The sequence below is a fragment of the Shewanella sp. SG41-4 genome (genome assembly GCF_014164505.1).
GTDB lineage: Bacteria > Pseudomonadota > Gammaproteobacteria > Enterobacterales > Shewanellaceae > Shewanella.
The window spans coordinates 21,297-33,308 of record NZ_JACJFI010000016.1 but is presented as its reverse complement, the minus strand read 5'-3'; the positions used below and the strand labels follow the sequence as shown (position 1 = coordinate 33,308).

Below are 12,012 nucleotides of genomic sequence, written 5' to 3'. Positions count from 1 at the left end.
TTACAGCAGGCCGGTATTGATGCTTATCAATTAGATTTGGCAAATGTTACTAATTTGACAAAAAAGGCTTCTTTATTCGATGCCGACGCCATCTTGATTAACTTACCACCGGGACTTAGACGAGGCGAAACTGAATACCTTGGCTATTTAACTCAGTTGACAAACTTGATGGGTGATCGCCAATATCAAAAAGTTATTTTTATCAGCACGACTGGGGTTTATCCGTCGCTAGATCAAACCGTAACCGAACAAGATGCTGCTGCATTTAATGATACCAGTGACACATTATTACAAGCTGAGGCGATGTTTTCTGCAATGGAAAACAGCTGTATCGTAAGATTTTCAGGTTTGGTTGGGCCTAAGCGACACCCCGGACGTTTTTTTGCCGGAAAAACGGATGTCACTGGTGCCAATGTTGCGGTTAATCTGGTGCATTTAGACGACTGTATTGCAGCCGTTAGCTTAATCCTTTCTCGTAGTGATACTTTACCGATTTATAATCTGGCAGCAGACGACCATCCTACTCGTGGGGTGTTTTATGTTGCTGCTGCAGAACATCTTGGGTTAAATCCCCCGCAGTTTAATCAACAGCAGCAACCGAATAAAATTATCAACGGTCAGTTAATCTGCTGTCAATTAGGATTTAAATATTCGTTTGATAGCCCATTCAAAATGCTTGATGCTTGCTAAACTGGCATAGGCTATAATAGCCGACATATTTTGATTAAAAGGCGATTATTGTGACGACTCAAACTCAAGCGTTTGCATTACTTCAAGGTGATGAATTCGTAGAACTGTACAAAGTACTCAAAGTACTCGGTTTAGTGAACGGTGGTGGCGAAGCAAAGCATGTCATTACCGAAGGTCAAGTAACCGTCAATGGTGAAGTTGATACTCGTAAACGTAAAAAGTGTGTTGTTGGCGATATTGTTTCGTTCAATGGCACGACAATTGAAATTGTTCCTACACAGTAAGGATTGATAGATGCAATTCCCAGACGATGATAATGGCCAAATGTTGGCTGCAATGGCTGATGCCGGTATTGATCTTACTCAATCAATAGAAGTTGATTTTTTCTTGGTGTTTGACGACCAGCGTGATGCCGAATCGGCCTTAGAAGCGTTAAGCCAAAAAGACATGCAAGGTGAGCTTGAGCTTAATTTTGATGAAGAAAGTACCAAGTGGGAAGTGATTGTTTGTTTGCAAATGGTCCCTGAATACACAGCACTTGTTGCAAAAGAAACTGAGTTAAATACCTTTGCACAAGAGTTTGACGGTATTTCTGATGGTTGGGGCGTGATGCAAAACCAAGCCAGTGATAATGAATTCGCAGATGATGAGCATGTTCACAGCGAGCATTGTAAACACTAACATTGCCAGCAACTAACATAGCCATTACTGAAGATTGAAAATCCAATTAAACAAAAGCCGTTAATGCCCAGCATTAACGGCTTTTTGATTATACAAAGCAATCTGATTAGTCATCTTCTTTTATGTCATTAATCACTTCTTTGGTTTCGTGACCAATGGCCTTGACGGTATCGCGGGTGCCGTGACCGATAGCAGTGGTCACTTTTTTTGTGGTATGACCGATCTCTTTACCAGTCTGCTTTAATTCAGCACAAGCTGACAAGGACAAAATAAAACCAATCGACACCAGTATTGCGATGACTTTTTTACACATTGTAGTAGCCTTATCAATAATCTAATATGAGATGTATCATCAGCTTAACGTCGTTGCTATTTGAGCATAACGGGTTTGATGATTAAAGGGTGGCATCATGGCGTTAAATGGCACATTGATTGGCCAAATTATTTTCGTTTTAACCTTAGTTGTGGTGTTCTTTACCTTAAAGTTTGCCAAGGGGAAAACCACAAATTTACCATTGGTGGGATTTTACGCTATTGTGTTAAACCTCATCTTTGCTCCTGCAGGATGGATATATTGCTGGTATTGGTCAACTAAACCGTTTTTACCCAAATAAATCCAAACTCAAGAAAAAACGAACTCAAGAAAAAAACGAACAACTAGGATGAGATAATAAACCGTTCGTTCTGTTTTAGGTTAACTTATTAACGGAATATTAACCTCGGTTAATGGTGATGTCAGAGACGTAACCATGTTCTGTCGCTATTAAAGCTTGCTTGAGCATTGTGGCGGCTTCTATTGCCGTCATAAAGCTTGATGTATTAATGTCTTTGCCACTTGTTTGCCAAAAGTCCGTTGCCATTCCGCCGGGATATACCGCAATCAATTTCATTGGGCTGCCTTTCAATTCTAAACGCAACGATTCTACCAATCCCTTTACGGCCCATTTTACGGCGCAGTAAGTTGATTCATTTGCTTTGCCTGCCTGAGCGGCTGTCGACATCACGACTACCACTGTAACGTTGTGATCACGATAGCGACTAATAAGCTCACGCAGCACTAAAATGCTTGAGGTGAGATTGTTGTGGATTAACTGATTAATCGCTTCTGGTGCTTGTTGTTCTATTGGTCCAAAGTAACCACTACCTGCACAATGAATAACCTTGCTTGGCGGCGTTGATAAACGCGAAAATAATGCACTGACATCTTCGGCCACACATAAGTCAGCTGCGTGAGTTTGAACGTTAGCTTGTTGTGGTGTAATGAGGCCAGCCATCACATCCGCTAATTTTTGCTCACTGCGACCTGTCACCAATAACGGCTGATTTTCTGCTGCATACAGTTGTGTTAGTGCAGCACCTAAGCCGCTACTTGCGCCGGTAATAACAATCATAATAAAACCTTCAGCTCAATATTTACTAGGTTGGCTACTATAACAATGCCTAAGTGAAGCGCAAAGTAGTAGTAGTCCATTTCTCAAATCGATTTTAAATCTGTTGTTTGAGTCAATATAAGGTTATTACTGGGCTATCAGCTATTTGGTAACCGTTTATTAGCCCAAGCCGAAATTAGTTAACTAAAGCTGAATAAATTACACAGAACGCTTTGTATTTTGACGATAAAGATTGTCTAATAACGCCTTATATTATGTCTGCCGACTTCACGCTATTCCTAATAACGAGACTCTCCATGCTTGAACTCACGCTCCAACTCGCGATTATTTTATTTTTTGTTGCTCTGGTTGCGGGGTTTATTGACTCAATTGCTGGTGGAGGAGGCTTGTTGACCATTCCCGCATTAATGTGGGCAGGATTACCTCCTGCTGCGGCATTGGGTACTAATAAGTTGCAAGCATGCGGTGGGAGTTTTTTTGCGAGTTTATATTTTGTACGTAAAGGGATGGTTGATTTACGCAGTATCAAACTGTCGTTGATATGCGCTTTTATTGGTGCGTCAATTGGCACAATATTAGTGCAAATGATAGACACTAAACTACTGGAAGTGGTGCTACCGTTTTTGATTCTAGCCATTGGTTGTTATTTTTTATTCTCTAAAAAAATAAGTGAACAAGATCGTCAGCAAATTCTCACTCCAAGTGTGTTTGCCTTTACAGCCGCATTAGGCGTTGGTTTTTATGATGGTTTTTTTGGCCCAGGCACCGGCAGTTTCTTTGCCTTAGCATTTGTTTCATTGGCTGGTTTTGGTTTGGCCAAGGCAACCGCCCATGCAAAGCTACTCAATTTTGCCACTAACATTGCTTCGTTAATTTTCTTTTTAATTGGTGGTCAAGTTGCGGTGGTATTGGGATTAATTATGCTGGTCGGCCAAGCAATTGGTGCAACGTTAGGCTCGCGTTTAGTGGTGACCAAAGGCGTTAAAATTATTAAACCTTTGGTGGTAGTGATGTCATTAGGCATGAGCGGCAAATTATTGTGGTCGCAATACATGTGATAGCAGTGCATGTGATCGCGGTACATGTGATCATAGTAGCGATAGTTCGGGTTTATTAACGCCATCATTATGTGGTGTACGTGTTTGTTTTTATTGAAGGGATGTTATGCGCATTATTCACACATCAGATTGGCATCTTGGCCAATATTTTTATGGTAAAAGTCGCGCAGCTGAGCACCAGGCCTTTATGCAGTGGTTACTTGAACAAATAAACATTCACCAAGTTGATGCGCTTATTGTCGCAGGGGATATTTTCGATACTGGCACACCGCCAAGTTATGCCCGTACGCTATACAATCAATTTATTGTTCACATTCAGCAAACAGGTTGCCAGCTGATTTTATTGGGCGGTAATCACGACTCTGTGTCGACGTTGAATGAATCTAAAAATCTCCTTGCCTGCCTAAATACTGTGGTTATCCCTGGTGCATTAGAGCATTTTGAAGAGCATGTCTTTACCCTAAAAAACCGTCAAGGTGACGTTGGTGCTATTTTATGTGGCTTACCTTTTTTACGCCCGCGTGATGTGGTGTTAAGTGAGTCTGGTGAATCATCAATAGACAAACAGCGCAAATTAGGTGATGCCATTAGTGAGTTATATCAGCGCTGTTTTAAGCAAGCTGAAAAACTCAATAATACATTAACCACGCCTGTACCTATTATCGCGACAGGTCATTTAACCACAGTGGGTGCAAGCACCTCAGAATCCGTGCGTGATATCTATATTGGCAGTTTAGATGCTTTTAATGCGGCGCTATTTCCAGCAGCAGACTACATTGCATTAGGTCATATTCATCGGCCCCAAGTGGTGGCTAAATCTGAACATATTCGTTATAGCGGCTCACCGATAGCGTTAAGTTTTGATGAACTGGCAACAGATAATACCACTAACAAATCGGTGTTTTTGGTCGAATTTAGTGACGCTAAATTATCTCAAATTACACCACTAATGGTGCCAGTTTTCCAGCCGATGCAGGTGCTAAAAGGTGACCTAGATAGCATTGAACAGCAGATAAGCACATTTGCTTTGCGAGCAGAATCCGCAGAAATGACTTGGTTAAGCATTGAAGTGTCACAACAAGATTATTTGTCTGATTTACAATCACGCATTGCCGACATGACGCAAGACAAAGCGGTTGAAGTATTGCAGTTAAAACGTGCCCGCAGTCAACGACAGCAACACATTAAGCAGCTCGATAATGAAACCTTATCCGAGCTCAGTGTCGACGAGGTCTTTGGGCGACGTTTGTCGCAAGAAGAGTTTGAGAGTGAATCGCAACAGGCACAGTTAGGGCGAATAAAGCAACGCTTTAACCAAGTGTATGCCGAGGTGGAGTCAGAGCGAAACAGTCAAGAAACGGCCGCGAGCCATGTGTTACAAGAAACGTCGACAGAAGCTGTTGCCACAAAAAGTACAACCGAGGGTGAGCAATAATGAAAATTCTAAGCCTTCGTTTTAAAAATATTAACTCACTTAAAAATGAGTGGAAAATTGACTTTACCCAATCGCCATTTGCTGAAAACGGTTTATTTGCTATCACAGGTCCTACAGGCTCAGGTAAAACCACCATTCTCGATGCGATTTGTTTAGCGCTTTACCATCGTACACCGCGGTTAAGTAACATCTCTAAAACCACCAACGAGTTAATGACTCGTGGCACCGCAGAATGTTTAGCTGAAGTTGAATTTGAAGTTAAAGGTGTCGCTTATCGCGCTTTTTGGAGCCAGCGTCGTTCGCGCGACAAAGCCGATGGCAATTTACAAGATGCGCAAGTCGAATTGGCTAAACTCAGTGACGGTAAAATTCTTGCCAGTCAGATAAAACGTAAAACCGAATTAATTGAAGAAATCACCGGACTCGACTTTGCTCGTTTCACTAAGTCGATGATGTTGTCACAAGGCCAGTTTGCCGCGTTTTTAAATGCCGAAGCCAATGAGCGCGCAGAACTCTTGGAAGAACTAACCGGTACTGAAATTTATAGTTTAATTTCAGCGCGAGTCCATCAGCATTATTCTGATGCCAAAACGAACTTGAAAGTACTTGAAGCTAAGCTTGGCAGTGTTGAGTTATTTGATGAACAGCAAGTTGTGGCGCAGCAACTACAGATTGAACAACTCAATCAGGCGCTTGTGATCGATCAACAGCAATTAGCTCAATTAAGCCAATTTATAACCTGGGCAGACAGTACTGAGCAATCGCAGCAGACATTAGTTAACATTCAGGCTCAACAGCAACAAGCACTGTCTAGCGTACAGCAACATAGCGATGAACTAACTCGACTTGAATACAGTGAGCCAGCACAGCAAATTCAGCCTCTATTTGAACAGCAACAAAAAGCCCAGTTAAGCGCCCGAGCATTATCGGAACAGATTGAACAGTTAACAGAACAAGTTGGTGTAGCAGAGCAAACACTGCAACAGCATACCCAAAAGCAAACGGAAGCTAAGCAAAGCGTTGATAAAACCAATCAAGCACACAAAGATTTGCTTAATCTTATCGACAAACAGGTGTTGCCGTTAGACCAACACATTAGCCAATTGAACTATCAATTGTCTCAGGTCAGATTAAGCCATCAGCAAACGGCCGAGCAACAACACAAAACGATTGAGCAACAGCAACAATTGATGGCGCTGCAACTGCAACTCACGTCTGCAAAGCAAGATATACAGCAACAACTTGATAGTTTGCCACAAGGCCAAGAAGTGGCTAAAAAGTTTGCGGCTTGGCAGACACAGTACAACCAAGTGTTGCAATTAAACCAGCAGTTGAGCCAACTTGACTCTCAACAAGTTCAGCAACAATACAATATCGAGCAAACTCAAACAACGTTAACTGAGCTTTCGCCACAGATAGACATTGCCAAAACGACGGTCACCCAAGCGTTGACTCAACAAGTCGATAGCCAGCAAGCAATAACGGCATTATTGGCCGGGCAAGACGAAAGTCAGATTAATTATGATTACCAACAATTGGTCGAGCAGCAAGCAGGGCGTTATCAGTTAACCCAGTTATTTAGTCACTATGTGCGTCAGCAGCAACAATGCCAGCAATTAAGCAGTCAATCGGTGCAATTTAACACTGATTTACAGGCTTTAGCGCAGTCACTTTCGCTGGTAAGAGCCCAATGGAGTGAAAAAAATCAGCAAGTAAAAGATCTGCAAACCATACTGCAGCAAGAACAGCAAATTGCTAATTTAACCTTAGAACGTGCCAAGCTTAAAGCCGGTGAACCTTGTGCATTGTGCGGTTCGACAGATCACCCGTTAGTTGAGCGTTATGAAGCATTGAATGTGTCTGTTACCGAGCAAAGAATGCAGCAACTACAAATTGAACTAGATGCGATTAAGCAGCAAGGTGAACTGCTTAAAAATCAACAAACGGCGTTGCAAGTTAACCATGACAATTCGCTCAAGCAATTAAGCCTGGCCCAAACTGAATTACAATTAACTGAGCAACAGTGGCTGCAACACACTCAGGTGCTTGCGGTAACGCTTGAATTACATGAGGAGCAACAACATAAACTAAATGATTATATTGCCCAGTCAGAAGCCAAACAGCAGCAACTTGCCCAAACGATAAGCCAGCTTAATCAATGCCAAAAAACCTTACATCAACATCAGCATAATGTTACTCAAGCAGAACAAGCGTTGGCAGTATTAATTAATCAGCAAGGGTTATTGCAACAGCAGCTCGATAATTTGTCGCAAGGTTTAGTGAGTCATAAGCAGCAAATTGAATCTGTTAGCAAGCAGCTGCAGCAACTGAGTAGCGCTCTGGATTCGCACATTATTGCTACAGGGTTAACGCCGCCGACACTTGAGGATGCCGACACTTGGCTGCATCATTTACAACAACAACTTGAGCGTTGGGCTGAAGCGCAGCAGCAGGCTATTGATAACCAACAGCAGCTCAGTGTCACCGCAGAAAAGCTCACCGCAAACAATCTACACGCCACTGAAATGGCAACTAAGCTAGCTGAAGTGACTGAGCAAGTGGTTACGCTTAACGAGCAACTCGAGTTGGTACTCACAAAGCGTAAAGCCGTATTTGCAGATAAAGTAGTTGAAGATGAAAAACTGCTTAGTCAACACGCAGTAGATCAAGCTCAGCAGGTATTTGTCTCAATTCAACACCAACTGCAAACGACGGATAAACATTTTGCTGGTTTGCAAGCGCAGCTGCAATCGACAACGCAGCAAACAACCAAGGCGAATCAAGAGTTACAACAGTTGCAGGAAAAATGGCAAGCAGCATTACACTCTAGTCCATTTGCAGATCAACAATCATTTGAGCAAGCTTTATTGACGCCACAAGATCGTCACACCTTACAGCAACTAAAACAGCAACTTGATAACGATATTGTTAAAGCCAATACGTTAGTTGAGCAAGCCATAGCAAAACAAACAGAGTTAGCGCAGTTGGCAGAGCAACACGGATACGATATTGCTCAACATGGCGATATAATGCTGCAACATCAAACGATGGAAGTGAAACATCAACAAGACAAGCAAACTCTTTGGCGTTTAAGTCATGAGTTGGAGCAAGATACCAATAAGCGGGCAGGGCAACAGCAACTGTTAGCGGAACAAGCCCAAATGCAACAAGATTACGACGATCTTGCTTATTTACATTCGTTAATTGGCTCACAAAAAGGTGATAAGTTCCGTAAGTTTGCTCAGGGGCTTACTTTAGATCATTTAGTGGCATTGGCGAACAGGCAGCTGGAACGTTTGCAAGGTCGTTACTTACTTGAACGCAAAGAGTCCGATGCGTTAGAGCTACAAGTGCTCGATACCTGGCAAGGTGATGCTGTGCGAGACACCCGAACCTTGTCGGGCGGTGAAAGCTTTTTAGTGAGTTTAGCCCTTGCGCTCGCATTATCTGACCTTGTTAGTCATAAAACGAGCATTGACTCACTGTTTTTAGATGAAGGCTTTGGTACGTTGGACAGTCAAACGTTAGATACCGCTTTAGATGCATTAGATAATTTAAATGCGTCGGGCAAAATGATTGGTGTAATTAGCCATATTGAAGCCATGAAAGAGCGGATCGACGTACAGATAAAAGTGACTAAAATGAACGGTCTTGGTATTAGCAAATTACAGAACGAATTTGCCATTAACGGGAGTTGATCTGCCTCAAACTCCCGTTATTACTGTAATCGAGTTCAAATTAATTATTAATTAAATATCATTTTATATTTGTAATTTGATTGTTTTTTGATATAAAAGAGCGTTGATATGCAATTTGAGTGCAAAAGTCGGTATTTTTAGCTGTTTATACTGGATGCCGTAGTATCAAATATTGGGTCATATTCACCATAAAAAACGACATGAAGGCATCGAGTTAACTGAATTTATGCCCAATATCGCAATAACAATTTGCAGTAAAAGAAAAATAAAAAATATAAAGCGTCATCTTTTAAGGTGGATTATACATTGCTAATGAGTAAAATTATGGGCTTCCAAAGGCCAGCGGTAAGTCAATTGAACTTGCCAAACTTGCACAAGAAACTCTTGTTAGCGAGTGTATTTGTTGTCGGGGCTGCTTTATTATGGCCAACACAACAAGAGTTTTCATCCCAACGTATTCCAGTGGCAATCGATATCGATTCGTTATTGCCACACATAGCTCAGCAAGATAGCGCTTTGAAGCTTGTTAAGCCTATTTCACCGATTTTAAATCGCGTAATTGAACGTGGTGATACCTTAAGTCATTTATTCGAGCTAGCTGGTATCGACCAACGAACTATGTATAAAGTACTTGAGGCTGATTTAGAAGTCTTAGCACTAGATACGCTTTTACCGGGTAACCGAATCCAATTTTGGGACAACGCTAATGGCGAGCTTGATAAGCTAGAACTGTACTTTAGCCCAGCTCATCAAGTGGTGTTCACTCGTTTTAAAGACGGAACATACGGTGTAAATGACATTAACATCGATGGCATTTGGCAAAATCGTATCGTTGGCGGCGAAATTAATGGCTCTTTTTATGTATCGGCTAAAAAAGCAGGCCTAAGTGCTGCAGAAATTCAAAAAGTTGAGTCACTTTTAACATCTAAACTAAATTTTTCGCGTGAGCTGCGTGCAGGTGATACTTTTTCGGTATTAGTTAACGATCAATTTGTTGAAGGTGAGCCTACCGGTATAACATCCGTCGAAGGTATTAGGATTAATACTGGTCGTCGCGACATTACTGCTTTTCAAAATACTGATGGCAACTATTACGACATTACAGGTCAAAGTTTAACTCCAGCCTTCCAACGTATTCCGTTAAATAGAAAAGTCCGCTTGAGTTCTCGATTTAACCCTAGTCGCAAACACCCAATTACAGGTCGTATCCGTCCACATAACGGTACCGACTTTGCGACTCCGATAGGAACTCAAGTAGTTGCTCCGGGTGACGGTGTTGTCACTATGGTGACTAAACATGCTTTCGCGGGTAATTATATTGTGATTGAACATGACAATAAGGTGCAGACTCGTTATCTGCATTTATCGAGATTTTTAGTTAAAAGAGGTCAGCGTGTCACTCGTGGTCAAGTGATTGGGTTATCCGGCAATACCGGTGCTTCCACTGGCCCACATTTACATTATGAGTTCATCGTTAATGGTCGTCCTATTGACGCAATGAAAGCCAATATTGCAGAAGCTAACGTATTACCTAAAAAGCAATTACAAGAGTTTCAAGCTTTGGTTCGTAGCCGCAGCATGATGATGGACTTAGGTTAATTAGCTAAGGCTCATTACACAGACTTTAGTTGTGACACAAATATTAAATGCAGCCAGTTGGCTGCATTTTTTATGTTTTTTGTTTATTCGACATCACCGTTAACCAGCAATATCATTGTCTTGGTTCATTACTTTAAGGCTATTGGCCACTAATGTCATAACAGCTCCTACACTGTAGTAAGATAAAATCGAAGGTTGTTAGTGCATAACGCCTTGTGTCTCGTAATTTTTCTAAATTATATCTATAGCCAAAGTCAAAACAATTTTTCATGGCTACAAGCCAAAATGTTAATTTAATTTATGAGTTTTATTGATCTTGTTTATTGTTTTTTTTATTGCAATAAATGAAAACACAAACGCTTTAGATAACACATCTGATGTAAATGTATTTACAAATATTTTGATGCCATTATGGTGTACCAATTTAGCCCTCATTTTCCGCAACGTAATGTTTCAACACAACTTGTGGGCTTTCGGTTGTCGATCTATGGGTGTTGGGTATACTCATAATCGGCATGGGCGTTTAGCAGAACGGTTGTTTGCGAATTTCTAACACTCGTTCTAACAGTTGATATTGTTGTTACTTCCTGAAATAAATACGTCAACTGAGAGTTGTTCTGATAAGCTTTAAGCTCATATCGCAATGCGTTTGCTTTAAGGAGGGAATAATGGGGAAAATTATTTTACTTTTATTGGCGCTGCTTTTTTCGACGCAATCCCATGCAAATGGAAGCATAAGTTTTAATAGCGAAATTAGCCATGCGTTCGGCGGAGCAGTTACCGCAGGGGCCATAGTTGCTATTTCAGATGACTTCTGGCCGAACTATGACAGGGCATGGATGGGATTTACTATAAGCACAGTCGTAGGAAGTATTTCTCAATATTATGAATATGCCCAAGGAGAAAACGACTTTCGTAACGCTTTTGCCGACGCTCTATCACATGCACTAGGCTCCGCTATCGGCGCCTATGTAACAGACAAATATATTCTACTGCCTGTTATTCATACAACAGACAAGGAAACTTATATGGGCCTGTCAATACAGTTTCGCTTATAATATTATTGCAGCGCAAATTCCCTGCAATAAAAATATACTCTAGTGCTAAACTCGGATGCAAAAGGCTTAGCGGATAGAAAATTGCCACCCATTTTTGTTAGTACTGCGTTGAATTTACAGTATTACTCGCCATTTTCTATTTTCTATTTTCTATTTTCCATTTTCCATTTTCCATTTTCCATCTTGCACTCAATTTGTTGATAATTCCCGTTCAATTTATATATTTGAATAGTGCAGAAGGTAAAGACGATAAATGTACCTGTCGCTTCTTGGAGGAAAATTCAGCAAGTAAACATAGCCTCCACAATTACTGCTGATAACATTTTCAATCGCCAAAAAAGTGGGCTCTAAGGCCCCCAATTAAGATAAAGAATAGTTATGAGCCCTTATACAACAAGGTCA

11 protein-coding genes are annotated in these 12,012 nt (G+C 41.3%); 9 read left to right on the top strand and 2 right to left on the bottom strand.

Translation table 11 applies throughout. The features are described 5' to 3' along the window. The 3 genes from H5202_RS03185 to H5202_RS03175 form a co-directional block, all read left to right on the top strand. Nucleotides 1-690 (top strand): SDR family NAD(P)-dependent oxidoreductase (locus H5202_RS03185; protein WP_182770773.1); only part of this gene is annotated, 690 nt, incomplete at its 5' end. A gap of 50 nt (nucleotides 691-740) precedes the next feature. Then, a complete protein-coding gene (locus H5202_RS03180) occupies nucleotides 741-974 on the top strand; it encodes an RNA-binding S4 domain-containing protein (RefSeq protein ID WP_182770772.1) in 234 nt (77 codons plus the stop codon). 10 nt (nucleotides 975-984) lie between these two features. Next, nucleotides 985-1,371, top strand: coding sequence for a ribonuclease E inhibitor RraB (locus H5202_RS03175; RefSeq protein WP_182770771.1), 387 nt, complete (start codon nucleotides 985-987; stop codon nucleotides 1,369-1,371). Nucleotides 1,372-1,477: 106 nt separating this feature from the next. Here H5202_RS03175 and H5202_RS03170 read toward each other — a convergent pair whose 3' ends face one another. Then, entirely contained in the window at nucleotides 1,478-1,684 is a 207-nt protein-coding gene (locus tag H5202_RS03170; protein ID WP_182770770.1) for a hypothetical protein, read from the bottom strand. 97 nt (nucleotides 1,685-1,781) lie between these two features. Between H5202_RS03170 and H5202_RS03165 the strand changes: the two genes are divergently transcribed. Next, complete coding sequence (locus tag H5202_RS03165) at nucleotides 1,782-1,985, top strand: hypothetical protein (protein WP_182770769.1); 204 nt, start codon at nucleotides 1,782-1,784, stop codon at nucleotides 1,983-1,985. Between the two features lie 99 nt (nucleotides 1,986-2,084). Here the strand turns inward: H5202_RS03165 and H5202_RS03160 are convergent, their stop codons facing one another. After that, nucleotides 2,085-2,762, bottom strand: a complete 678-nt coding sequence (locus H5202_RS03160) for an SDR family NAD(P)-dependent oxidoreductase (protein ID WP_182770768.1) — start codon at nucleotides 2,760-2,762, stop codon at nucleotides 2,085-2,087. A 296-nt stretch (nucleotides 2,763-3,058) separates the two neighbouring features. Here H5202_RS03160 and H5202_RS03155 point away from each other — a divergent pair, with 296 nt between their 5' ends. The 5 genes from H5202_RS03155 to H5202_RS03135 all read left to right on the top strand — a co-directional run bounded on the left by H5202_RS03155 (nucleotide 3,059) and on the right by H5202_RS03135 (nucleotide 11,610). Further along, the gene (locus tag H5202_RS03155; protein ID WP_182770767.1) at nucleotides 3,059-3,820 is read left to right on the top strand and encodes a TSUP family transporter; all 762 of its coding nucleotides are present in this window, start codon (nucleotides 3,059-3,061) and stop codon (nucleotides 3,818-3,820) included. 106 nt (nucleotides 3,821-3,926) lie between these two features. Continuing rightward, nucleotides 3,927-5,255: an exonuclease subunit SbcD gene (gene sbcD, locus H5202_RS03150; protein WP_182770766.1), complete on the top strand. Its 1,329-nt coding sequence runs from the start codon at nucleotides 3,927-3,929 to the stop codon at nucleotides 5,253-5,255. Then, a complete protein-coding gene (locus H5202_RS03145) occupies nucleotides 5,255-8,953 on the top strand; it encodes an AAA family ATPase (RefSeq protein ID WP_182770765.1) in 3,699 nt (1,232 codons plus the stop codon). Before sbcD ends, H5202_RS03145 begins: the two co-directional genes overlap by 1 nt. A gap of 312 nt (nucleotides 8,954-9,265) precedes the next feature. After that, nucleotides 9,266-10,552, top strand: a complete 1,287-nt coding sequence (locus tag H5202_RS03140) for a peptidoglycan DD-metalloendopeptidase family protein (protein ID WP_182770764.1) — start codon at nucleotides 9,266-9,268, stop codon at nucleotides 10,550-10,552. A gap of 668 nt (nucleotides 10,553-11,220) precedes the next feature. Next, a complete protein-coding gene (locus H5202_RS03135; protein ID WP_220493749.1) occupies nucleotides 11,221-11,610 on the top strand; it encodes a hypothetical protein in 390 nt (129 codons plus the stop codon). The last annotated feature ends 402 nt before the right edge of the window (nucleotides 11,611-12,012 follow it).

Excerpts from the sequence above, each read along its gene's own strand:
- H5202_RS03175 (WP_182770771.1), top strand. The coding sequence starts at position 985 with ATGCAATTCCCAGACGATGATAATGGCCAAATGTTGGCTGCAATGGCT.
- H5202_RS03170 (WP_182770770.1), bottom strand. The coding sequence starts at position 1,684 with ATGTGTAAAAAAGTCATCGCAATACTGGTGTCGATTGGTTTTATTTTG.
- H5202_RS03165 (WP_182770769.1), top strand. The coding sequence starts at position 1,782 with ATGGCGTTAAATGGCACATTGATTGGCCAAATTATTTTCGTTTTAACC.
- H5202_RS03160 (WP_182770768.1), bottom strand. The coding sequence starts at position 2,762 with ATGATTGTTATTACCGGCGCAAGTAGCGGCTTAGGTGCTGCACTAACA.
- H5202_RS03155 (WP_182770767.1), top strand. The coding sequence starts at position 3,059 with ATGCTTGAACTCACGCTCCAACTCGCGATTATTTTATTTTTTGTTGCT.
- sbcD (WP_182770766.1), top strand. The coding sequence starts at position 3,927 with ATGCGCATTATTCACACATCAGATTGGCATCTTGGCCAATATTTTTAT.
- H5202_RS03145 (WP_182770765.1), top strand. The coding sequence starts at position 5,255 with ATGAAAATTCTAAGCCTTCGTTTTAAAAATATTAACTCACTTAAAAAT.
- H5202_RS03140 (WP_182770764.1), top strand. The coding sequence starts at position 9,266 with ATGAGTAAAATTATGGGCTTCCAAAGGCCAGCGGTAAGTCAATTGAAC.
- H5202_RS03135 (WP_220493749.1), top strand. The coding sequence starts at position 11,221 with ATGGGGAAAATTATTTTACTTTTATTGGCGCTGCTTTTTTCGACGCAA.